Origin of the sequence: Albimonas pacifica, assembly GCF_900113695.1 — a bacterium.
GTDB lineage: Bacteria > Pseudomonadota > Alphaproteobacteria > Rhodobacterales > Rhodobacteraceae > Albimonas > Albimonas pacifica.
Window position 1 is genome coordinate 117204 of the sequence record NZ_FOQH01000004.1, and the last position, 22558, is coordinate 139761.

At 74.8% G+C, this 22558-nt stretch carries 21 protein-coding genes; 10 read left to right on the top strand and 11 right to left on the bottom strand.

Annotated features, from left to right (window positions below; all coding sequences use genetic code 11):
• Positions 1–52 precede the first annotated feature (52 nt).
• The 3 genes from BM064_RS08900 to BM064_RS08910 form a co-directional block, all read right to left on the bottom strand.
• Positions 53–808, bottom strand: coding sequence for a hypothetical protein (locus BM064_RS08900; RefSeq protein ID WP_092859418.1), 756 nt, complete (start codon positions 806–808; stop codon positions 53–55).
• 151 nt (positions 809–959) lie between these two features.
• Positions 960–2000, bottom strand: a complete 1041-nt coding sequence (locus BM064_RS08905) for a MaoC family dehydratase (protein WP_092859419.1) — start codon at positions 1998–2000, stop codon at positions 960–962.
• A gap of 539 nt (positions 2001–2539) precedes the next feature.
• Entirely contained in the window at positions 2540–3730 is a 1191-nt protein-coding gene (locus tag BM064_RS08910; protein ID WP_092859420.1) for a lipid A deacylase LpxR family protein, read from the bottom strand.
• A 263-nt stretch (positions 3731–3993) separates the two neighbouring features.
• Between BM064_RS08910 and BM064_RS08915 the strand changes: the two genes are divergently transcribed.
• From BM064_RS08915 to BM064_RS08930, 3 genes are all read left to right on the top strand, one after another.
• Positions 3994–4953: a cyclase family protein gene (locus tag BM064_RS08915; RefSeq protein ID WP_092859826.1), complete on the top strand. Its 960-nt coding sequence runs from the start codon at positions 3994–3996 to the stop codon at positions 4951–4953.
• A gap of 256 nt (positions 4954–5209) precedes the next feature.
• The gene (locus BM064_RS08920) at positions 5210–6169 is read left to right on the top strand and encodes a cyclase family protein (protein ID WP_092859421.1); all 960 of its coding nucleotides are present in this window, start codon (positions 5210–5212) and stop codon (positions 6167–6169) included.
• Between the two features lie 269 nt (positions 6170–6438).
• The gene (locus BM064_RS08930) at positions 6439–6945 is read left to right on the top strand and encodes a GNAT family N-acetyltransferase (RefSeq protein ID WP_092859422.1); all 507 of its coding nucleotides are present in this window, start codon (positions 6439–6441) and stop codon (positions 6943–6945) included.
• 124 nt (positions 6946–7069) lie between these two features.
• Here the strand turns inward: BM064_RS08930 and BM064_RS08935 are convergent, their stop codons facing one another.
• From BM064_RS08935 to BM064_RS08945, 3 genes are all read right to left on the bottom strand, one after another.
• Entirely contained in the window at positions 7070–7570 is a 501-nt protein-coding gene (locus BM064_RS08935; protein WP_177236197.1) for a YdcF family protein, read from the bottom strand.
• A gap of 5 nt (positions 7571–7575) precedes the next feature.
• Positions 7576–8142, bottom strand: coding sequence for an NnrU family protein (locus BM064_RS08940; protein WP_092859424.1), 567 nt, complete (start codon positions 8140–8142; stop codon positions 7576–7578).
• A 238-nt stretch (positions 8143–8380) separates the two neighbouring features.
• A complete protein-coding gene (locus tag BM064_RS08945; protein ID WP_092859425.1) occupies positions 8381–9061 on the bottom strand; it encodes an ABC transporter ATP-binding protein in 681 nt (226 codons plus the stop codon).
• 616 nt (positions 9062–9677) lie between these two features.
• Here BM064_RS08945 and BM064_RS08950 point away from each other — a divergent pair.
• A complete protein-coding gene (locus tag BM064_RS08950; RefSeq protein ID WP_092859426.1) occupies positions 9678–10442 on the top strand; it encodes a HesA/MoeB/ThiF family protein in 765 nt (254 codons plus the stop codon).
• Here the strand turns inward: BM064_RS08950 and BM064_RS08955 are convergent.
• Together BM064_RS08955 and BM064_RS08960 are read right to left on the bottom strand one after the other, a co-directional pair.
• Positions 10439–10744, bottom strand: coding sequence for a hypothetical protein (locus BM064_RS08955; RefSeq protein ID WP_143103290.1), 306 nt, complete (start codon positions 10742–10744; stop codon positions 10439–10441). The two genes, BM064_RS08950 and BM064_RS08955, sit on opposite strands and share 4 nt — an antisense overlap.
• A 301-nt stretch (positions 10745–11045) precedes the next feature.
• Entirely contained in the window at positions 11046–12062 is a 1017-nt protein-coding gene (locus BM064_RS08960; protein WP_092859428.1) for a 2-hydroxyacid dehydrogenase, read from the bottom strand.
• Between the two features lie 337 nt (positions 12063–12399).
• On the opposite strand from BM064_RS08960, the gene BM064_RS27410 reads away from it, so the two are divergent.
• Both BM064_RS27410 and BM064_RS08970 read left to right on the top strand, forming a co-directional pair.
• Positions 12400–12954: an SH3 domain-containing protein gene (locus BM064_RS27410; protein ID WP_245779105.1), complete on the top strand. Its 555-nt coding sequence runs from the start codon at positions 12400–12402 to the stop codon at positions 12952–12954.
• A gap of 100 nt (positions 12955–13054) precedes the next feature.
• The gene (locus tag BM064_RS08970) at positions 13055–13810 is read left to right on the top strand and encodes a YoaK family protein (protein ID WP_092859430.1); all 756 of its coding nucleotides are present in this window, start codon (positions 13055–13057) and stop codon (positions 13808–13810) included.
• 95 nt (positions 13811–13905) lie between these two features.
• Here BM064_RS08970 and irrA read toward each other — a convergent pair whose 3' ends face one another.
• Positions 13906–14343: an iron response transcriptional regulator IrrA gene (gene irrA, locus BM064_RS08975; protein ID WP_092859431.1), complete on the bottom strand. Its 438-nt coding sequence runs from the start codon at positions 14341–14343 to the stop codon at positions 13906–13908.
• Between the two features lie 192 nt (positions 14344–14535).
• On the opposite strand from irrA, the gene fabA reads away from it, so the two are divergent.
• The 3 genes from fabA (at position 14536) to BM064_RS08990 (ending at position 17234) form a co-directional block, all read left to right on the top strand.
• On the top strand, positions 14536–15048 hold the full coding sequence (gene fabA, locus BM064_RS08980; RefSeq protein ID WP_092859432.1) for a bifunctional 3-hydroxydecanoyl-ACP dehydratase/trans-2-decenoyl-ACP isomerase: 513 nt from the start codon (positions 14536–14538) through the stop codon (positions 15046–15048).
• Positions 15049–15153: 105 nt separating this feature from the next.
• Positions 15154–16377: a beta-ketoacyl-ACP synthase I gene (gene fabB / locus BM064_RS08985; RefSeq protein WP_092859433.1), complete on the top strand. Its 1224-nt coding sequence runs from the start codon at positions 15154–15156 to the stop codon at positions 16375–16377.
• A 14-nt stretch (positions 16378–16391) separates the two neighbouring features.
• Positions 16392–17234, top strand: a complete 843-nt coding sequence (locus BM064_RS08990; RefSeq protein ID WP_245779106.1) for an enoyl-ACP reductase FabI — start codon at positions 16392–16394, stop codon at positions 17232–17234.
• A gap of 94 nt (positions 17235–17328) precedes the next feature.
• Here the strand turns inward: BM064_RS08990 and hrpB are convergent, their stop codons facing one another.
• On the bottom strand, positions 17329–19917 hold the full coding sequence (hrpB, locus tag BM064_RS08995) for an ATP-dependent helicase HrpB (protein WP_092859434.1): 2589 nt from the start codon (positions 19915–19917) through the stop codon (positions 17329–17331).
• A gap of 402 nt (positions 19918–20319) precedes the next feature.
• On the bottom strand, positions 20320–21204 hold the full coding sequence (locus BM064_RS09000; RefSeq protein WP_143103291.1) for a DUF3108 domain-containing protein: 885 nt from the start codon (positions 21202–21204) through the stop codon (positions 20320–20322).
• A gap of 272 nt (positions 21205–21476) precedes the next feature.
• Here BM064_RS09000 and meaB point away from each other — a divergent pair, with 272 nt between their 5' ends.
• The gene (gene meaB / locus BM064_RS09005) at positions 21477–22502 is read left to right on the top strand and encodes a methylmalonyl Co-A mutase-associated GTPase MeaB (RefSeq protein ID WP_092859828.1); all 1026 of its coding nucleotides are present in this window, start codon (positions 21477–21479) and stop codon (positions 22500–22502) included.
• The last annotated feature ends 56 nt before the right edge of the window (positions 22503–22558 follow it).

The following is a 22558-nucleotide window of genomic DNA, read 5'->3' on the forward strand; positions in this document are numbered from 1 at the left end:
ATCGTTGTGATCACAAAACTGGCGACACCGGCGGACCGACCGCCGGCAAGCGTCAGAATCGCTGCCGAAGGCCCAGCGTGAAGTACTGCGCCCCGCCCGAGACCCCGTTGAACAGCCAGCTGTCGCCCCACAGCATCTCGCCGCCGGAGCGGTGGTGGAAGCGGAACACGACCTCCGAACGCTTCCAGTCCGGATGCGCCACGGTGATCTCGGGGGCGAGGTAATGCAGCAGGTTGGAGCCGTTGGGCGTGTCGCCCCGCTTGCGCTCCAGCGCGGTGACGTCGGTGGCGTAGTTCAGCCCGGTGTTGATCGCGATCGTGGTGCGCACGTGGTCGTTCCACGGGAACGCCGTCCAGCGGGCGTAGCCGCCGACCCAGAATTCGACCGTCGACTCCAGCCCGAAGCGTTGGGCGACGCCGACCTCGGCCTCGAGGTCGATGACGTCGAAGAGCGTCGCCACCCGGCGCGAGCCGGCCAGCGAGATGATGTAGTCCTCGCCGAACTCGTATTCCCACGGGGCCACCGGCTCGCCGTAGAGGAAGATCTCGGACATGTTCGTCTCGACGAACTTGCCCGCCGAAAGGGTGACCGCGCATTCGCCGCCGCAGACGCTGTCGACCTGCGAGAAGGTCAGCCAGCTCGTCGGCGCGTAGCCGTCCGCCCGCCGCTCGGCCAGCGGCGCGACGTTGGCGGGCAGGACGGTGAAGGGTCCGTCCGCCCGCGCAGGGGCCCCCTGCCCGGCGACGGCGCCGAACGCGGCAAGGGCGAGAAGCGCGCCGCGGCAGCGGGCGCGTAGAGAGATCGACAAGCTTAACACTCCAACCGCCTGACGCGCAGCCTACGCCCAGGGGCGGCCGCGCGACAGTCCCTCGCGGACGGCGCCCGCGCGTCCGCGCGCAGAGGTCGCGGGCGCCCTTGCGTCGGCCGGGCCGGGCCCGGCCGGCGCCCGCGGGCGCGGCTCAGACCGGGACCAGCGCCCAGACGTCGAGGTCGAGGAGCACGTTCTTCGCGTACTTGCCGTCCTCGCCGCGCAGGGGGGCCGGCGTCGGGTCGTCCTTCACCGCGGCGAGCCGCAGGCGCAGGGCGCCGACGCCGGGGGCCGCGGTCTCGGCCTTCTCCAGCACCTCGGACCAGGCGTAGACGGTGTCGCCCGCGAAGCAGGGGTTGGCATGGGAGCCCGCGTTGATCGCCACGATCGTCTGGGCGTTGGCGAGCCCGTTGAAGCTGAGCGCGCGGGCGAGGCTGATCACGTGGCCGCCGTAGATCAGGCGGCGGCCGTCCTCGCGGAACCGGGCGTTGAAATGCACCTTGGCCGTGTTCTGCCACAGGCGGGTGGCCATCATGTGCTCGGCTTCCTCGATGGTCACGCCGTCCACGTGATCGATGCGCTCGCCGACCGCGTAGTCGCCGAAGCGGTGCCGCTCGCCCGCCGCGGCGAAGTCGTAGGCGGAGAAGTCGAGGCCGGCGGGGATCGCCAGCTCCGAGGCCGGGACCGCGGGCTTGAGCTCGGGCACCACCGGCTCGGGCGCGGGCGCGCTCTCGTCGGCCTTGCGCACCATCACCCAGCGCACCCACTCCAGCGCCCGCTCCCCGTCGGCGGTGGAGGCGACGGAGCGGACCCAGACCACGCCCGACTTGCCGTTGGAGTTCTGCCTGAGGCCGATGATCTCGGTCTCGGTCGAGATCGTGTCGCCGGGATAGAGCGGCTTGAGGAACCGGCACTCCGCATAGCCCAGGTTCGCCACCGCGTTCAGCGAGATGTCGGGGACGGTCTTGCCGAAGGCGACGTGGAAGCCGATCAGGTCCTCGAGCGGCGAGCGCGGCAGGCCGCAGGCCTGGGCGAAGGCGTCGGACGAAGGCAGCGCGAAGCGGGTCGGGTAGAGCGCGGTGTAGAGCGCCCGGTCCCCCTCGGTCAGGGTGCGCGGCGTGGCGTGGCGGATCACCTGGCCGACCCTGAAGTCCTCGAAGAAATACCCGGGATTGGTCTTGGAGGCGGTCATGCGCGGGCTCCGTCGCTGCGGTGAAGGGGGCGGCGCCGGGAGGGGCGCCCTGTCGGGGGCGCACAATAAAGTTGCGCGGCGAGGGCGCAAGCGGCGCCGATGCGTGCGCGCAGAGGCCGCGGCGATGGGGCCGGACGGGCTGCGTCGAGGCGGGTGGCCGCAGGGGGAGCGAGCGCTCTGCAGGCGCCCTGCAGGCGGGCTTGGCTGGGGCGCGACGATGAGGAGCGGCTTGAGGGAATGGGGAGGGGGAGCCTCCGGCGGGCTCCTGACTCACCCAAGAACAAGCCCGCGCCTGTCCTCCGGAGCCGTCTCTCGCTGATGGATGCCTGAGCGACTCGCCCGAAGGGGTCAAGGACGAGCCGCGCAAGCGCGGTCGCTTCGCGATCCTTGACCCCTTCGGGCGAGTCGCTCTTTTCGGCATCCGCGAGAGACGGCTCCGGAGAACAGGCGCTTTGCAGGGCGTGGCCGGCGGCGCGCCACGGGCGCCCGGGGGCGGGCGGCGGGGAGGATCGGGCCGGGGCGGGCGCCCGGCGCGCGGCTCAGAAGCGGGTGCGCAGGTTGACCGAGCCGAACACGGCGGGACCGTCCTGGCCGGCGTATTCCTCGGTGCGAAGCACCTGGGTGAAGCTCAGCTCGACGCGGCCCACCTGGATCGCGGCGCCGGCCTGCACGTCGGCGACCAGGCGGTTGGGCTCGACCCCGTCGACGCCGCCGAAGGTGTTGCCCTCGATGAAGATGTTGCGCCCCACGACCCGGCCCTCGACGCCGGCGAAGACGTACCAACCGAAGTCGTCCTCGTTGCGGAAGAACCCGGGCGAGGCCACCGCCGGGCGCACCCGCGGCGGCCCGTAGTCGTCGGCGAGGTCCTTGCCCAGCCGCACGATCCCGCCCGCCGCCACCGAGGTCTCGACGTTGCCCAGCGTCGCGGTGACCGAGGGCGCCCAGTCCACCGACAGGTCCAGCACCCGCGTCGGCAGGTCCGCCCCGAAGCGCCACTTGCGCTCGTAGACCAGCCGCACGCCCGGCTCGTCCTCGAGCTGCGTATGCCAGCCGCGCGGCTTCTGCGCGCCGATCACGTCATGGACCAGCGTCTGGGTCCGGTCGGCCTGGGAGGAGGGGCCGACCACCCCCACCTCGAGCGCGATCGTGTCGAGCCGGTCGCCCCGGTCCGCCGCCACCCCGAAGCCCCCGTAGAGGAAGCCCGCATAGGGCCGGTCCCCCGGCGGCGGGACGCGCCGCGAGATGTCCGAGGGCGTGTACATGTTCTGGCCCAACGTATAGAATTCATACCAGTCGTCGGCGTCCGAGAACCACTCGAACAGCCCCCGCTTCGCCAGCCGTCCCGCCGCCGTCAGGTTGTTGCGCGGCGTCACGTAGTCGAAGCGCACGCCGTTGGTGTAATCCTTGTCGTCGTCGCCGAAGATGTCGTTCTCGAAGGTGACCGAGAGCGTGCCGCGCGCGTCCGCGTCCACCCAGGCCGGCAGATCCTCGGCCGGCGGCTCCTGCGAGCCGTCGGGGCCGGCCGCGGGCTCGGCGGCGGGCTCGCCGGGCTCGGTCCCCGGATCGCGCAGCGGCGCGGCGGCCAGGCCCATCGCCGCGCCCAGCCCCGGCGCCGCCGGCCCGGCGAGGGCGGGGCCCGCCTCCTGCGCGGCGGCGGGGCCGGAGACGGCGAGGGCGGCCGACAGCAGGGCCGGGGCCAGGACGGGCAGGCGGGCGAGGGCGGGGGTCATCGGCGGCGCTCCGGTTCGGGGGCCGGCGCGCGGATCGCGGCGCTCTGGCCCGGGGGCAGGGTTCGGCGCAGGAGGTGACGGGGGATCGCGGCGAGGCCAAGGCCGCGCGGCGCCGAAGCCGTCCCCGATCGGGGCGAGCGCGAGGCGGACCCGTTCAGCTTCCGTTGCGAAATCTTTCGCTTGATCGGCGCGGGCGGCGCCGACACTGTTCGCAGGCCGACGAGGGGCGCGAAGCAGACGCCCCCGGAACAGGGAGGATGAACATGTCGCTGACAACCCACGCCCGAGGCGCGCTTTTCGCGCTGGCCTCGCTCGCCGTCGCGGGCGGCGCGCTCGCCGGGGAGTGCGTGCACTCCGATCAATGGGGCAAGGACGACACCATCGGCTCGGCCAACCTGGTCAGCCCGGAGCGCACGCTGGAGGCGCTGAAGCTGGTCAAGCAGGGCAAGTCGGTGCCGCTGGGCATCGTCATCGGGCCCGAGACGCCCGCCTTCGCCCCCCGCTCGCTGTCGCTGCAGGTGGTGCAGCCCAACCAGCAGGGCGGGCAGAAGCTGTCGGCCTTCGGCTACCCGGGCAACTACAACGACGACGTGCTGCAGACCTGGGTGGGCATCGGCTCCCAGATCGACGGGCTGGGGCACCTGGGCGAGCATGGCTATTACTACAACTGCCTCGACGAGAAGGAGATCTCGGCGATCACCGGGCTGACCAAGCTGGGCGTGCACGACATCCCGCCGCTGGTCGGCCGGGGCGTGGTGATCGACATGACCAAGCACTTCGGCAAGCCGCACCTCGACGCCGGCGAGAGCTTCGGCGAGGAGGAGGTCAAGGCCGCCGCCGAGGCCCAGGGCGTCGAGATCCGCGAGGGCGACATCGTCCTGTTCTACACCGGCTGGACCTCGGCGATGCTGGAGAGCGACCCCAAGGCCTGGGTCTCGGGCGAGCCGGGGCTGTCGGTCTCGGGCTCGCGCTACCTGGCGGGGCTGAACGTGATGGCGGTGGGCGCCGACACCTGGGGCGTCGAGCCGGTGCCCCCGAAGGAGGGCGAGGGCGCCTTCTACGGCCACGTCGTCCTGCTGCAGGAGAACGGCATCTACATCCTCGAGACCATGGAGACCAAGCCGCTGGTCGACGAGGGCGTCAACGAGTTCATGTTCGTGCTCGGCCAGGCCCGGATCCGCGGCACGGTGCAGATGATCATCAACCCGGTGGCGCTCTACTGATCGCCCGCGCCCGCGAGGGGCGCGCAGGGAAGACCGGGAACGGGCGGCTTCGGCCGCCCGTTCCGCGTTTCGGGCCCGGGGCGGCGTCCGTGGCGACGCCCGGGGCGGGCTCGGGACGGGGTCGGGGGACGCCCTCGACGGGATCGCGCGCGTGCAGGGCACGTCGCGGTTGATCGCCGCCCGACGTCGCGTTAGCTTAACTCACTGCTTAATTAAGGGAGTCGCCCCGACGCGGCCCCGCAGGGAGGAAACGATCATGTCCATTGCAACCCGCGCCGCCGGCGCGCTCGTGACGCTTGGCCTGTCGCTGGGCGTCCTCGCCGCCCCCGCCTTCGCCCAGGACTGCGAGCCCTCGCAGTGGGGCGCCGACGACGAGATCGGCTCGGCCAACCTGGTGACGGAAGAGCGGGTGAAGCTGGCCGCCGAGCTGATCAAGCAGGGCAAGACCCGGCCGCTGGGCATCGTCATCGACGCGAACACCCCCGCCTACCCGCCCCGCGGCGTCAGCCTGCAGGTCGTGCAGCCCAACCACACCGGCGGCAAGCCGATCGACCTGGGCTATGCGGCGGTGGCCAACGACGACCTTGCGCAGCTGTGGTTCGGCGTCGGCTCGCAGCTCGACGGGCTGGGGCATTTCGGCGTCGGCGGCACCTTCTACAACTGCAACGACTGGGCCGACTTCGCCCCGATCACCGGCCTGACCAAGATGGGCACCCACAACGTGCCGCCGCTGGTCGGGCGCGCGGTGATCATCGACATGGCCGCCCATGCCGGGGTCGAGTTCCTGGAGGGCGGCCACGCCATCCCGCTTTCGGACGTGCAGGAGGCGATCGAGCAGCAGAACGTCGAGATCCGCGAGGGCGACATCGTCATCTTCCACACCGGCTGGACCGAAGCGAAGCTGGAGAGCGCCCCGCAGGAGTGGGGCTCGACCGAGCCGGGGATCCTGCCCGACGTGGCCGAGTTCCTGGCCGAGCGGAACGTGATGGCCGTCGGCGCCGACACCTGGGGCCTGGACGTGGTGCCCGCGCCCGAGGGCGGCAAGCTGTTCTTCGCCCACGCGGTGCTGCTGAAGGACAACGGGATCTACATCCTCGAGACGATGAACGTCGGGCCGGTGCTGGACGACGGGGTGAACGAGTTCATGTTCGTCCTCGGCCAGGCCCGCGTCCGCGGCGCCGTGCAGATGATCATCAACCCGGTCGCGCTCTACTGAGCCCGCGACGCGCCTGACGGGGCGCCTCGGCGCCCCCGCCGAGCAAAGCGACGGACGGCCCCCGCGGCCGTCCGTTCTGCGTTCGGGGCCGGTCTCGGCGCGGTCTGCGCGCCACGCTCGAGGCCCGCTCCGGCCCCTCTCCGGCCCCTCTCCGGCCCCTCTCCGGCCCCTCTCCGGCCCCTCTCCGGCCCCTCTCCGGAACGTGACGCCAGGGCGCGCGCCGCGGGCGCTACAAACCGCGGCCCCGCCCGAACGCCCGGACCCTGCCGATGCCCGCCGCCCCCCGGATCGCCTTCCGCCGCCTGCCCGAGGTCGCGCCCGCCGCGATCCTCGCCCAGATGTCCGACCCGCGGGTCGCGGCGCACCTGCCGCTCGCCCCCGCCGCCTGGGACCTCGCCGCCGTCGAGGCGCTGGTCGCCGCGAAGGAGGCCTGCTGGGCCCGCGACGGCCTCGGCCACTGGGCGATCCTGGCGGACGGGGTCTATGTCGGCTGGGGCGGCTTCCAGAAGGAGGGGGCGGAGTGGGACTTCGGCCTGGTGCTGACGCCCGAGGCCTTCGGCCTCGGGCTGCGCATCGCGGCGCGCGCGCTGGTGGCGGCCCGCGCCGACCCGCGCATCCCCTTCGTGACCTTCCTGCTGCCGCTGTCGCGCCGGCGGCTCGGCGCGCTCGCCCGCCTCGGCGCTCGCCCGCTGGGGGTGGTGGATCACGCCGGCGTGCCGTTCCGAAAGTTCCGGCTGGAGACGCCGGCGGAGGGGCCGCCCGGAACCGTCGCCTGAGCCTTCGCAGGCAGGAGGCCGACGGCCGGCCCCGCCCCCGGGCCCGCGCCCTCGGCGGGCGGCGCGGGGCCCCGGGTCGGGCCCGGGGCGCGCCCCCGACGGGGGGGGGCGCCCGGAGGTTCTCTCAGGGTCGCCCGTGGCGCAGTCGGATCGCGACGGCGCGCGCGGCGTGGAGCGGCAGCGCCGCCGCCTCCTTCGCCCGGTAGATCGCGCCGCGCCGGCCGCCCGGCGCCTCGCAGGGCGCGGCCGCGGCCGGCATGCCCAGCAGGCGGAACAGCGCCAGGGCGCGGGGCATGTGCACCCGGTCGGTGACCAGGACGACGCGCGAGACGCCCGCGGCCCGCAGGATCGGGATCGAGAAGCGGGCGTTCTCCAGCGTGTCGCGGGCGCGGTCCTCGACCAGAATCGCCCCCTCCGGCACGCCCCGCGCCGCGAGCGCCCGGCGCATCGCCTCGGCCTCGGTCGCGGGCCCGCCGGCGGGCGCGCCGCCGGTGACCAGGATCCGGGGCGCGCGGCCGGCGGCGAAGAGGCGGGCCGCGGTCTCGATCCGGCGGATCAGCGCGGGGCTCGGCCGTCCGCCGGGGCGCAGGGCGGCGCCCAGGACCACCAGGGCCAGGGCGCCCACGCCCCTCAGCCGCCCGGGAAGGGCGAGGGGCCGACCAGCCCGTGGATCAGGCCGACGACCACGTAGGCGACCACGGTGATCCCCACCAGGATCAGGTCCTTCTTGCGCGGCGCCGGCGCGGGCTTCACCCAGGCGCCGTCGCGGGCGTTGGTCGCGAAGATCGCCACGATCGCCCACACCCCGAGGCTCCCGAACAGCACCACCGAGGCGAGGTCGCCGTTCACCACCAGGTGCGAGATCGCCCAGACCAGCACCGCCAGCAGTTGCGGGTGGCGCACGTAGCGCTTCACGTTGCCCTTGGAGTGCGAGGCGCCGAACAGGAACACCGCGAAGATCATCAGCAGGTCCGTCAGGTGCATCCCCCAGGCCGGCGGGAAGTAGACGTGGGCGATCTCAGCCCCCCGATAGCCGATCACCATCAGCACCAGCGAGGCCAGGATCGCGAGGGAATAGACGCCCTTGTAGGGCCCCTCCCCCAGCTTCGCGACCAGCGCGTCGCGCGACGGCTTCGCGACCAGGGGGTAGGTGTGCACGATCCACCACAGGATCAGGCCGAGGATCAGTAGGGTCATGGCTGGCTCCCTCGCGGCCTTGCCGCGGTTGGCTTGGCGCGGCCGGGCCGCAGGTGGCTGTGGCGGGCCGGGCGGCGGAGGCCGCCTCGGCCGACGGTTTCGGCCGGGCGGCGCAAGCCGCGCCCGGCAGTCGGTTCGGGCCGGGCGGCGCAAGCCGCGCCCGGCAGTCGGTTCGGGCCGGGCGGCACGCCCGGCGGGCGGTTCGGGCCGGGCGGCGGGCGCCCGCCCCCGGCAGGCGTCAGACGCCCAGCCAGCGGTCCCGCAGCGCGGGGGTCAGCTGGTCGGGCCGGCCCGTCCAGACGCTGCGCCCCTTCTCCAGGATCACGCAGCGGTCGGCGACGGGCAGCAGCTCCCTGAGGCTCTTGTCCACCACCAGCAGCGCCTGCCCGGCCTGCTTCAGGGCGTGGACGGCGGCCCAGATCTCGTGGCGGATGACGGGGGCGAGGCCCTCGGTCGCCTCGTCCAGGATCAGCAGGCGGGGGTTGGTCATCAGCGCCCGGCCGATGGCGAGCATCTGCTGCTCGCCCCCCGAGAGCGTGCGCGCCGACTGGCGCCGCCGCTCGGCGAGCCGCGGGAACAGCGTCTCGACCCGCGCCCGGTCCCAGGGGCCGGGGCGGGCGGTGGCGGTCAGGTTCTCCTCGACCGAGAGGTTGGGGAAGCACCGCCGCCCCTCCGGCGCCAGCCCCAGCCCCAGGCGGGCGGCGCGATGCGCCGGCAGGCCCGCCAGGTCCCGCCCGTCGAGCCTCACCCGCCCCCGCCTGGGCGGCGTCAGGCGGCAGATCGAGCGGATGGTGGTGGTCTTGCCCATGCCGTTGCGCCCCATCAGGGCCACGGCCTCGCCGGCCGCGACCTGGAGGTCGACGCCGAACAGGGCCTGGGAGGGGCCGTAGAAGGTCTCGAGGGCCTCGACGTCGAGCATGGAAAGCCTTGGGCGAATGCGCTGGCCCGGACCCTAGCGGAGCCGCGCGCGGATGCGCAACGGGCGCGGGGGCGCTCGAGCGCCGCGCCCCTGCGGCGCCTCGCCCGGTCGCGACGGGAACCGTCGCCCTCGCCCGCCCCCGGGGCCGGCGGAGGCCCCCGCGCCCCGTCGCCCGTCCGCCGATCGTCGCGCTGTCGGCGGGCTGCGGGAGGCCCCGGGTCGCGCCCCAGGCGCCCCTGTCGCCGGCGCGAAGCCCCTCCCCGGCCCGCGGCCCGCGGCGCGGGGGACCGCGATGCGCCCGCCCGCCGCGCGCCTCCCCTGCCGGCCGCCGGGCTCCCCGCCGGTCGCCGAAGCCCTCTCGGTGCGGCCCCGCGCCCTCGGGCCGCCGCCGGGTGCCCCGCCGGGATCGGAGCGCGGAGCGGTCCCCGCCGCGCGCCCGCGCGCGGCGCCGGAGGCCCCCGGCCTCCGGGCGCGCGCCCTGCGCGCGCGGGACCGCGGGGCGGGCCCCCTGCGCCCTGCCCGGCCGGGGACGGGCGCACGGCCTCCCGCCCCGGCGCCGCTTGGCATCGGGCGCGCGCGCCTCTACCTCTGCGGTCCGCAACCGGAGGACCGCCCCATGCCCCTCGCCGACGACGACCTCGAGCGCTACGCCCGCCACATCGTGCTGCGCGAGATCGGCGGGCCCGGTCAGCAGGCGCTGATCGGGGCGAAGGTCGCGGTGGTGGGGGCCGGGGGGCTGGGCTCTCCCGCCCTGCTCTACCTCGCCGCCGCGGGGGTCGGGACGATCACCGTGATCGACGACGACCGGGTCAGCCTCTCGAACCTCCAGCGCCAGGTGCTGCACCGCGACCGCGACGTCGGCCGGCCCAAGGTCGCCAGCGCCGCCGACGCGCTGGGCGCGCTGAACCCCTCGGTCCGCATCGAGCCGCGCGAGCTGCGCCTCGCCCCCTCCAACGCCCGCAAGGTGCTCGACGGCCACGACCTCGTGCTCGACGGCTGCGACGGGTTCGAGACCCGCCGCCTGGTCAACGAGACCTGCGCCGCCCTGCGCATCCCGCTGGTCTCGGGCGCCATCGGGCGATGGGAGGGGCAGGTCTCGGTGTTCCGTCCCTGGCTGGGCGGGCCCTGCTACGCCTGCCTCTTCCCCCAGGCGCCGAGCCCCGACGAGGTCCCCGCCTGCGCCGAGGCCGGCGTGCTGGGCGCGCTCGCCGGCACGATCGGGGCGCTGATGGCCTCCGAGGCGGTGAAGCTGATCGTGGGGGCGGGCGAGCCGCTGGACGGCCGCCTATACCTCTGGGACGCGCTCGACGCCGAGGCGCGCACCATCGGGGTGAAGAAACGCCCCGGCTGCCCGGTCTGCGCGGGGGCTGCGGCGCCCTAGCTGTAGGGGTCGACGTCCGGGTCGGGCGAGGCCATCCGCGCCCGCCGCAGCGCCGAGACGTCGATCCGGCCGCGGCCGCGCCGAAGCTCCGGCGCCGGCCGGGCCCCGCGGCCCGCGCCGCCCGGGCCCGCGCCGCGGCCGCTGGCGACCACGTAGAGGAAGAACACCACCGCGATCCCGCTCAGGATCAGGCCGACCTCGCCGGTGTAGACCGACCCCATGGCGCCGTCGAGCGAGATCCCGCCGCCGCCCGGCGCGGCGCTGGTTCCGCCTCCCGTCAGTTGCGACAGCGACGACGCCACGGCCGTGCCCCCCAAGGTCTTCCGCCGGGCCTGCCCCGGAGCATGAAGTCCGGACCAGTATTGAGCAAAAAACCGCACAGTCAAGATTCATGGCAGGGACTGTTTCTTATTGGGTCATTCAGTTCATGTTCAGACACTTGACCCGCACGTCGCCCGGCCGCGTCGTCGCAAGCGGCGGCCCGGAGGTGCGCCTGCCCCCTCGGACTCGCGCGTCGAGCGCCTTGCCAGCGCGCCCGAAACGCCGACGGCCCGCCCCGGGGTCTCCGGGGCGGGCCGTCGTCGCGTCGCACGGGGGCGGCGGTCACAGCATCGCGGGCACCACCAGGTCCGGCGGCCGGTGGCCGTCGGCGAAGGTCTTGATGTTGATGATCACCTTCTCGCCCATCTCCATGCGCCCCTCCTCGGTGGCCGAGCCCATGTGCGGCAGCAGCAGCACGTTGGGCAGGCCGCGGAGCTTCGGGTTCACCGCCGGCTCGCGCTCGAACACGTCGAGGGCGGCGCCGGCGAGCTCGCCCGCCTGCAGCATCCGGGCCAGCGCGTTCTCGTCGATCACTTCGCCGCGGGAGGTGTTCACGATCACCGCCTCGGGCTTCATCAGCTTCAGCCGGCGGGCGTTGAGCAGGTGATAGGTCGCGGGCGTGTGCGGGCAGTGCACCGACAGGAAGTCGACGCGGGCCAGCATCTGGTCGAGGCTCTCCCACCAGCGGGCGCGCAGCTCCTGCTCCGTCTGCTGATGCAGGCGGCGGCGGTTGTTGTAGTGCACTTCCAGCCCGAAGGCCGAGGCGCGGCGCGCCACCGCCTGGCCGATGCGGCCCATGCCGAGAATGCCCAGGCGCTTGCCGGTGATCCGGCGGCCCAGCATCCAGGTCGGGGACCAGCCGGTCCAGGCGGCCTCGTCCTCCATCAGGCGCGCGCCCTCCTGCAGGCGGCGCGGCACCGCCAGCAGCATGGCCATGGTCATGTCCGCGGTGTCGTCCGAGAGCACGCCGGGCGTGTTCGAGACCTGGATCCCCCGGCGGCGCGCCGTCTCGACGTCGATGTTGTCGACGCCGGCGCCGTAGTTGGCGATCAGGCGCAGGTTGGGCCCGGCCTGGCCCAGCAGCCCCGCGTCGATCTTGTCCCCCAGGGTGGGCACCAGCACGTCGGCCCGCTGCACCGCGGCGACCAGCGCCTCGCGCGGGAGCGGCGCGTCGTCGAGGTTCAGCTCCACGTCGAACAACTCGCCCATCCGCGCCTCGACGGCCTCGGGCAGCTTTCGGGTCACGACGACCTTCGGTCGGCCGCCGGGAAACGGGGAGGGACGGGCGTCTGTGGGCATGGGCGAAGGCTTCTCCTGGCCGCGAGGATGCGCTAGCCTTAGCGAAAAGGGCCCCCGGGGTCCACGGGCGCCGGGCAGCGGCCACGAAAAGAAAATGCGGGATGCGCGGCGATGGCGCAACGATCTGTCGCAAGCGTTTTCGCCGGCGCCGCGGACCGAGGGTCCCGGCGCACGAGGTCAGGCCCGGGGCGCGGCCCGGATTGAGCGGGGGCGGAGCAGGCTTCCGATGACGACGAGACGGCCCGCGCGCGGCTGCGCGCAAGATGTTCGGCCCGCGCGAAACGGCGCGCAGGGACGCAGAGGGGGGCGCGCCGGCCACGGCCGGCCGGGCGCCGCGTTGCGCGCGTCGGGCGGGCTGCTGGCCGCGATCCTCGCCGCGGCGCTGGCGGCGTCGCCGGCGCCTGCAGCCACCGACGACGAGCCGCCGGCCGAGACCGCCTCGGCCGTCCATGTCGGCGCCGAGGGCGTGGGCCCGATCACCGGCCTGCCGATGCCCCGCTTCGTGTCGCTGAAGGCCACCAAGGCCAACGTGCGCCGCGGCCCCGGCATGACCCACCGGGTCGACTGGGTCTTCGTGCGCCAGGGCATGCCGCTGGAGGTGATCGGCGAATACGGCCACTGGCGGCGGGTGCGCGACCCCGAGGGCGCCTCGGGCTGGCTGCATTACTCGATGATCCGCGGCAACCGCACCGCGCTGGTCACGGCCGAGACCGCCGACCTGCGGCTCGAGCCCTCGCCCGGCGCCGCCGTCTCCGCCCGCGCCGAGCGCGGCGTGGTCTTCGAGATCGAGGCCTGCCGGCGCGACTGGTGCGAGGTCGAGAAGGACGGCGTCGACGGCTGGGCCGCCAAGGCGGACCTCTGGGGCGTGGGCCCCGAGGAGATCTTCGACTGAGCCTCCCGCCCCCCCGCGGACGCCCGCGGGCGCAGCGGGAGGCGTCATCGGGCGCAGCCCGGGGACGCGGCGCGCGGAAGGCGATCCTGAGGAGAGGGCCATGGGTCACTGGCTGCGCCGGGCGACGGGGCGGCGGCGGGACGCGGTCTCGGACCGGCAGCTTGCGCGCTGGCTGGTGGTCGTGGCGGGCGCCGCGAACGCCGGCGGCTTCATGGCGGTGGGGCGCTACACCTCGCACATGACCGGCATCGTCTCGGCGATGGCCGACGACCTGGCGCTGGGTCTTGGAGCGGCCTTCGCCGCGGGGCTGGGGTCGCTGATCGCGTTTCTCCTGGGGGCCGGAACCTCCGCGGTGCTGGTGAACCTGGCGCGCCGTCGGGGGATGCAGGGGGAATACGCCCTGCCGCTGGCGCTCGAGGCGCTGCTGCTCGCCGGTTTCGCCGCCAGCGCCCCGCTCGCGGTCGCCGCGCCGGGTCTCGCGAGCGTGCTGACGGTGGCGCTGCTGTGCTTCGTGATGGGGCTCCAGAACGCGGTGATCACCAAGCTCTCGGGCGCGCGGATCCGCACCACCCATGTCACCGGCATGGCCACCGACCTGGGGATCGAGCTCGGCAAGGGCGCCTGGCGGCTGGCCGCGCTGCTGGGCCGCCCGGCGCCGAGCGAGCATCCCCCGGTCCGGCCCGACGTCGAGAAGCTGCGCACCCACGGCGAGCTGATCGCGCTGTTCTTCGTCTCGGGCCTCGTCGGCGCCCTGGCCTTCCAGCGCGTGGGGGTCGCGGCGGCCCTGCCGCTCGCGGCCATCGCGGCGGCCTTCGCGGCCGGCCCCCTGTGGGAAGATCTGTCGAAGCGCGCCTGAGACCGGCGCACCCCCGGATGGCCCCGCCGCCGACCGCCGCCCAACGAGAAAGCGCGCCGCTTCCGCGACGCGCCTTTTCTCCGGGACCGGCGGCGTCAGCGCGAGCGCAGGCGGATCACCACGTCGACCTTGCAGATCTCGGTCCCCTCGGGGGCGTCGGGAAGCTGCTCGATGCGCACCGAGTCGCGGGGCGCGTCGGTCAGGCGGCCGTCGGCCTCCCAGTAGAAATGGGGGTGATCCTCGACCCGCGTGTCGTAGTAGCTGCGCGCGCCGTCCACGGTGATCTCGGCCATCAGGCCGGCCTCGGTGAAGCTGCGCAGGGTGTTGTAGACGGTCGCCAGGCTGACGGGGTCGCCTGCGGAGCGCGCCGCATCGTGCAGGCTCTCGGCGGTGACGTGGCGGTCGCGGCCGTCGCCCTTCAGAAGCAGCGCAAGCGTCCGACGCTGGCGGGTCGGGCGAAGCCCGGCCTTCGCCAGCCAGCTGGCTGCCCGGGTGCGCGCCTCGGGTCCGCTTGCGGTCGATAAACTGTCCATGACCGCGTTGAATACAGCCCGAAACGCCCGGATTTCAAGAGAGTCATGGACGCGGGCCCCTGTCGCGGGCGCGCCGGCGCCTCCGCGCGGCCCCCGCGGCAGGCCGCCCCGGCGCTTGCCTCCTGATCCAACCCGGTGCTAGGGGGACGCGACGATGGCGAGAGGCTCGCGCAGGGGGCGCACGACCAGGGCATGAGCAGCGAACGGGCGAACAGCTACGACTACGACGGCCTGATGGCCTGCGCACGGGGCGAACTCTTCGGTCCCGGCAACGCGCAGCTTCCGGCCCCTCCGATGCTGATGATCTCGCGCATCACCTCGATCACCGAGGACGGCGGCGAGCATGGCAAGGGCCAGGTGGTCGCCGAATTCGACGTGAACCCCGACCTGTGGTTCTTCCAGTGCCATTTCCTCGGCGACCCGGTGATGCCGGGCTGCCTCGGTCTCGACGCCCTGTGGCAGCTGACCGGCTTCTGGCTGGGCTGGAAGGGCATGCTGGGGCGCGGCCGCGCGCTGGGCGTGGGCGAGGTCAAGCTGACCGCGATGGTCACGCCGCAGACGAAGCTGCTGCGCTTCGAGGTCAACATGAAGCGCGTGATCGACCGCCGCCTGAAGATGGGCATCGCCGACGGGGTGGTAACCGCCGACGGAGAGCCCACCTATGCGGTGAGCGACATGCGCGTGGGACTGTTTCAGGACAGCTGAGTCCGAACGCAGCCGGGACCTGAAGGGCCCGGACCGCGCGGCCGCGGGAGCCTCCCGCACCGCCGCGCCGCGCGCCAGGATCGAGGCACAGGGAGGCCGCTGAATATGCGCCGCGTCGTGATCACCGGACTGGGGATCGTCTCCTCCATCGGCAACAGCGCCCAGGAGGTTCTGGCCAGCCTGCGCGAGGGCAAGTCCGGCATCGTGAAGGCCGACGACTACGTCGAGCACGGCTTCCGCAGCCAGGTGCACGGAGCCCCGCAGATCGACCTGACCGCGGCCGTCGACAAGCGCAACCTGCGCTTCATGGGCGACGGCGCGGCCTACAACTTCGTGGCCATGCAGCAGGCGATCGCCGACAGCGGGCTGGAGCCGTCCGACGTCTCCAACCCCCGCACCGGGCTGGTGATGGGCTCGGGCGGGCCGTCGACCAAGAACCTCTTCCAGGCGCACAACATCGTGGTCGAGAAGGGCTCGCCGAAGCGGATGGGGCCGTTCATGGTCACCCGCGGAATGAGCTCGACCAACTCGGCCTGCCTCGCGACGCCGTTCGGGATCAAGGGGATCAACTACTCGATCACCTCGGCCTGTTCGACCTCGGCGCATTGCATCGGCGCGGGGACCGAGCAGATCCAGTGGGGCAAGCAGGACGTGGTCTTCGCCGGCGGCGGCGAGGAGCTGGACTGGACCCTGTCCTGCCTCTTCGACGCCATGGGCGCGATGAGCTCGAAGTACAACGACACGCCCGCCACGGCGTCCCGTCCCTTCGACGCCACCCGCGACGGGTTCGTGATCGCCGGCGGCGCCGGGGTGGTGGTGCTCGAGGAGCTGGAGCACGCCAAGGCCCGCGGCGCGAAGATCTACGCCGAGATCACCGGCTATGGCGCGACCTCCGACGGCTACGACATGGTCGCCCCCTCGGGCGAGGGCGGCGAGCGCTCGATGCGCCTCGCGCTCGAGACGCTGGGCGACCGCAAGGTGCAGTACGTCAACGCGCACGGCACCTCGACGCCCGCGGGCGACGTGGTGGAGATCAAGGCCATGCGCCGGGTCTTCGGCGACGACATGCCGATCACCAGCTCGACCAAGTCGCTGACCGGTCACTCGCTGGGGGCCACCGGCGTGCAGGAGGCGATCTATTCGCTCCTGATGCTGCAGAACGACTTCATCGCCGCCTCGGCCAACATCACCCAGCTCGACCCCGAGCTGGACCCGGCCGAGATCGCGATGAAGCGCGTCGACAACGCGGGGCTCGACACGGTGCTGTCGAACTCCTTCGGCTTCGGGGGCACCAACGCGACGCTCGCCCTCAGCCGGTACCACGGCTGAGGCGGGGAAGAGCGATGCCGGCATCCGAGACCACCGTAGGCCCGCGCGGCTCCCTCAGCAGCCTGATGGCGGGCAAGCGCGGCCTGGTGATGGGGGTGGCCAACGACCACTCCATCGCCTGGGGCGTGGCCAAGACCCTGCATGAACACGGCGCCGAGCTCGCCTTCACCTACCAGGGCGAGAACTTCGGCCGCCGGGTGAAGCCGCTGGCCGACAGCGTGGGGGCGGAGCTGCTGCTGCCCGCCGACGTGCAGGACGAGGCGAGCCTGGAAGCCGTGTGCGAGGCGCTGGACAAGTCCTGGGGCAAGGTGGACTTCCTGATCCACGCCATCGCCTTCTCGGACAAGAACGAGCTTCAGGGCCGCTTCGCCGACACCACCCGGGCGAACTTCCTGAAGTCGCTGGACATCTCCTGCTATTCGCTGGTGGACATGAGCCGGCGGATCCTGCCGCTGATGTCGGACGGCGGCTCGATCGTGACCATGTCCTACCTGGGCGCGCAGCGGATCATGCCGAACTACAACGTCATGGGCGTCGCCAAGGCGGCGCTCGAGGCCTCGGTGCGCTATCTCGCGAACGATCTGGGCCCCGAGGGCATCCGCGTGAACGCCCTGTCGCCGGGGCCGATGCGCACGCTGGCGGGTTCGGCCGTGGGCGGGGCGCGGCGGGTCTACAAGACCGTGGCCGACAACTCGCCGATGCGCGCCAACGCCACGCTGGAGCATATCGGCGGCACCGCCATGTGGCTCTGCTCGGACTACGGCGCCTCGACCACCGGCGAGGTGATCTTCGTCGACGGCGGCTACCATGCCATCGGGATGCCCCACCTCGAGAACCTGCCGAAGGTCGAGGGCTGAGACCCGCCCCCTTCGCGCGTCGCGGCCGCCCCCCGGGGCGGCCGTTCGCGTTCCGGGGCTTCGCGTTCCGGGACCCGGGCCGGGGATCCGGGGCTCAGGTCCCGCGGGGCTTCACCCTTGATGTCGCGTCCGCCTCCCACGGCTTCTCCGGCCAGGGGTGGCGCAGGTAGCGGCCCCTGAGGTCGCGGCGCACGTCCGCCCAGGCCCCGCGCCAGAAGCCCGGCAGGTCCCGGGTCGTCGCCGCCGGCCGGCGGGCGGGGGACAGCAGGTCCATCAGCAGCGGCGCGCGCCCCGCGGCCGTGCCGATGCAGGGGTGGACGTCCAGGCCGAACACCTCCTGCACCCGCACCGCGACCGCCGGCGGCTCGCGCCCGTAGTCGATGGGGCAGCGCGTGCCCGTGGGCGCCGTCCAGGCCGCCGGGGCGGCGGCGTCGAGCGCCTGCCGCGCCGGCCAGTCCAGCCGCGCCTCCAGCGCCGAGACGAGGTCGAGGCCGCCGAGGTCCTCGGCCCTGCGCATCGCCCCCAGAAGCGGCGTCAGCCAGTCGTCCAGCGTCTCCATCAGCGCCGCGTCGGAGCTGTCGGGCAGGTCCGCGCCATGCGCCCGGGCGAAGGCCACGCGGGACTGGAAGCGACGGGCCGCATCGCTCCACGGCAGCGCGTCGAGGCCGAGGTCGCGCACCCCCTCGGCCATCGCCGCCGCCCGCGCCTCGGGCGGCGCCTCGCGCCAGGGCCGGTCGGCGAGGACCAGCGCCCCCAGCATCCGCCGGCGCCGCGCCAGCACCGCGCGGTCGCGCGGGGACCACTCGCAGAGCTCCACCTCGCGGATCCGCGCCGGGAACAGGGCTTCGAGGTCCGAGAGGACCAGCGGCGCGGCGCGCCGGATCTTCGCCTCGCGCAGGTCGCCGTCGGTGTCGGCGACGGCGAGGAAGCCGGGCGCGCCCAGCCCCGCGTCGGGCGGCAGGACCGCCCCCTTGCCCCCGGCCATCAGGTAGCGCGGCGCCTCGCCGGGCTTGCGCTCGGGGCGCTTGATGGCGACGCGGTCGGGATAGGCGCGGGCGGCGAGGCGCGCCACGGCCGCGGCATCGGGCGGCGCGCCCCGCCCGGTGCGCGGCGCCGCGACGCCCAGGCTGCGGGCGGCGGCGCGGGCCAGCCGCTCGGCCGCCTCGCGCAGGGACTGGACCCGGCCGCGGTCGGCCTCGATCCCCCGCTCGCGCGACAGGCGGCCGGGGTCGCGCAGGGCCTCGATGCGCAAGGCGAGGTCGGCGGGGGCCGAGACCGGCAGCGGGTCCCGCTCCTCCAGCGCCGCCGCCAGTTCCGCGGCCAGCGCCAGGTCGTCGGCCGTCAGAACCATGTGGGCCAGCCGCGGATGCGCCGGCAGCGCCGCCATGCGCCGGCCGTGGGCGGTGGGAAGCCCTGCGTCGTCCAGCGCCTCCAGCCCCTGCAGCAGGGCGCGCGCCTCGGCCATCGCGGGCGCGGGGGGCGGGTCGAGGAACGGCAGGTCCTCGGGCGCCGCGCCCCAGACCGCCAGCTCCAGGGCGAGCGCGGCGAGGTCCGCCTCCAGGATCTCGGGCGGGGGGTGGGCGGGCAGCGCGCCCTCGTCGCCGCGGGTCCAGAGGCGATAGCAGACGCCCGGCTCCAGCCGCCCGGCACGGCCGCGGCGCTGCTCGGCCTCGGCGCGGGTCACGGGGGTCGTGACCAGCCGCGACATGCCGGAGGCCGGGTCGAAGCGGGCGCGCCGCGCGAGGCCCGCGTCCACCACCACCCGCACCCCCTCGACGGTCAGCGAGGTCTCGGCGATGGCGGTGGCCAGCACCAGCTTGCGACGCCCCCTGGCCGAGGGCGCCAGCGCCGCCCGCTGCGCCGCCAGCGGCATCGAACCGTGGATCTTGCGGACATCCACGTCTCCCGGAAGGCGGCCGGAGAGACGGGCGGCGGTGCGCTCGATCTCCCCCACGCCGGGCAGGAAAGCGAGCGCCGAGCCGGGCTCCTGCGCCATCGCCTCGGCGATCAGGTCGGCCATGGCGTCCTCGACCCGCGGGCCGCGACGGCCGGCGGGGGCCCGCCAGGGTTTTTCCAGCCAGCGGGTCTCGACCGGGAACGCCCGGCCTTCCGAGGCGATCACGGGGGCCTGCATCAGCTCCGACAGCCGCCCCGTCTCCAGCGTGGCGGACATCGCCAGGATGCGCAGGTCGGGACGCAGGGCCGCCTGCGCCTCCAGCGTCAGGGCGAGGCCGAGGTCGGCGGTCAGGGCGCGCTCGTGGATCTCGTCGAAGATCACCGCGGCGACGCCGGGCAGCTCGGGGTCGGCCTGCAGCATCCGGGTCAGGACGCCCTCGGTCACCACCTCGATGCGGGCGCCGGGGCGGGACTCGCCGCGGATGCGGTAGCCGACGGCGCCGCCGGGGCTCTCGCCCAGCAGCTCGGCCATGCGCTCGGCCGCGGCGCGGGCGGCGACGCGGCGGGGCTCCAGCACCACGATGCGGCCGGCGGCCGCCCAGGGCTCGGCGGCGAGCGCCAGCGGCACGAGCGTGGTCTTGCCCGCGCCGGGAGGGGCCTGGAGAACCGCCCGCGCCCCGGTCTCCCCGGCCTCGCGCAGGGCCTCGCGCAGGGCGGGCAGCGCGGCCTCCGCCGGCAGGCCCTGGGAGGGCACGCCGGGGGCGATGTCGGGGCGGGCGTCGGACATGGGCGGAGCGGGCTTCCCGGACGGCGGAGCGGAGGGCGGAGCGGACCGCCCCTGCCTAGCCCCGACGCCCGCGGCTGTCACGGGCCCGCCGCGCAGCCCGGGCGCCGGCGGCCAGCCGGCGCCGGACGACGGCGCCCATGGCAAGTCGAGGGAGGATGTCCGGACGGCTCGGCCGGCGCCCCCGGCCCGCCTCGGGCGCCGCGCGGCGGGGCCCTGCACGCAGGGCCCGCGGACTGCGCCCCCGGCCGGCCGCCGGGGCCGTCCTCGCCCGCCGGGCGACGCCCGGACCCGGGCGCCCCGCCGGGCCCCGCCCGCGAACCCGCCGGGCGGCGGCGGGCGACCGCGCGGCGCGGGCGCCCGCCTCAGCGGCCCCGCTCAGCCGGGCCCGCCTGGTTGCCCCGCCTAGTTGGCGACCACGCGCGTCGCCACCGCCAGGCCGTAGCCGGTGCGGGCCTCGAGCCGCATCACCCGCGCGAGCCCGTCGGGAGAGGCCGCGAAGTCCACCGCCACCGGCACCGGCTCCTTGTCGAGGTCGCGCGGACGGAAGCCCGCCACCCGCATCCAGCGGCCCTCGCAGCGCCAGCCGTTCTCCCGCGCGCTGGGCGCGTCGAGCTCGATGCGCGAGCGGCGGCGGCCGTCGAAGACCTCCACCGCGCCGTTGCACAGGGCGTCGGGGGGCGTGGGGGTCAGGAACAGGGCGGCGGCGCCGATCGGGTCGGTGACCCCCTCCTGCGCGGTCGGGTCGATCTCCCAGTCGCGGGGCTTCCACTCGGGCGTCGCCTGCACCGCCTGGGGGCGGCCGGGGGGCGAGTAGGTCACCGTCACGTTCTGCCGGTCGCCGCCGAAGCGGGTGGCGAGCTCGAAGCGCGTCGGGCGGGGCAGCGCGGGATCGTTCAGCCCCTCGCCCTGCGCCGCGAGGCGCGCGCCGAACAGGGTGTCGATGGTTCTGGAGGGCTGCGCCCGGGCCTGGGCCGAATAGCGCTCGTCGTCCACCGACAGGGCGAAGTCGAGCGAGCCGATCGGCAGCCCGCCGAACCAGACCTCGAAGCGGCCGGCGTCGGCCACGGTCTCGGCCACCGCCGCGACCGCGGGCGAGGCCTGGCCGTAGCGCTCGGCGAGCGGCATCCCCAGCGCGGCCAGCACCGAGAGGCACAGCGCCGTCACCGCCATGCCGCCGGCGCGGGAGCGGATCGGCAGACGCCGGGCGCGGGGCCGAAGGGCGGCCCCGTCCGCCGGGAAGGGGGCGGGGGCGGGGGCGGCGTCAGGGGGCGCGGGTTCGCGCGTCATGTCTCGTCTCCTCGTCATCCCTTTGGTCCGGGCCTCTCTCGGCGCCGGTCGTCTCCGCCCGGCTGCGCGCTCTGCGGCGCGGCTGGCGTGGGCGGGCGGCCTGCGGGGTCCCGGCCTTGGCCGGAGGGCTTCCGACGCTCCCCATCCATGCGCTAGACACGGGCGGAAGCTAGGCGCGCCGGCGCCGATTTCGTCACAATGACGCGAGGAGCCTCCGCCGCGTGACTTCCACCGACCCCGCCCCCCTGCCCTCGGAACCGCCCACCGACCCGCTGGACGAGGCGAAGCCGGACCCCAAGGCCGAAGCGACCGCCGAGGCGCTGGCCGAGAAGCTCGCCGCCGGCGACCGCCGGGCGCTGGCCCGCGGGGTGACGCTGATCGAATCGACCCGCCCCGACCACCGCCGCGCCGCCGCGGCCCTGGTGCGCCGCCTGCACGCCCTGCCCCGCAGGACCCTGCGGCTGGGCCTGTCGGGCACGCCGGGGGTCGGCAAGTCGACCTTCATCGAGGCCTTCGGCCTGCAGCTCGCCGAGCAGGGGCACAAGCTCGCGGTGCTGGCCGTCGACCCGTCCTCGGCGCGCACCGGCGGCTCGATCCTGGGCGACAAGACCCGGATGGAGCGGCTCTCGCGCCATCCCAACGCCTTCATCCGCCCCTCGCCCTCGGGCGCGGCGCTCGGGGGCGTCGCGCGCCGCACGCGCGAGGCGATCCTGCTGTGCGAGGCGGCGGGCTTCGACCTGGTGATGGTCGAGACGGTGGGCGTCGGCCAGTCGGAGACGATGGTCGCCGAGATGACCGACATCTTCCTGCTGCTGATGGCGCCCGCCGGCGGCGACGAGCTGCAGGGGGTCAAGCGCGGGATCATGGAGATCTGCGACATGATCCTGGTGAACAAGGCCGACGGCGACCTGAAGGCCACGGCCGAGCGCACGCGGGCCGACTACGCCTCGGCCCTGCGCCTGCTGCGCGGGCGGCCGCAGGATCCGAACGGCTTCCCCAAGGCCGCCGCCGTCTCGGCGGTCAGCCACGCGGGGCTGGAGGCCGCCTGGACCGAGATCGCCGCGCTGGCCGAGTGGCGGCGCGAGACCGGCGTGCTGGAGGCCCGGCGCCGCGAACAGGCCGTCGCCTGGTTCCGCGCCGAGGTCGAGGAGGCGCTGCTGCGCCGCTTCCGCCGCCACCCCGCCGTCTCCGAGCTCTGGCCCCGGCTGGAGAAGACGGTGGCCAGCGGCGACACCCCCCCCCAGCTCGCCGCCGCGAAGGCGCTTGCGGCCTTCGGGCTGGGCGAGGAGGAGCGTTAGGCGGGCTTTGCCGGCGGCGGGGCTTTGCCGGCGACGGGGCGGGCGGGGCGGCGCCC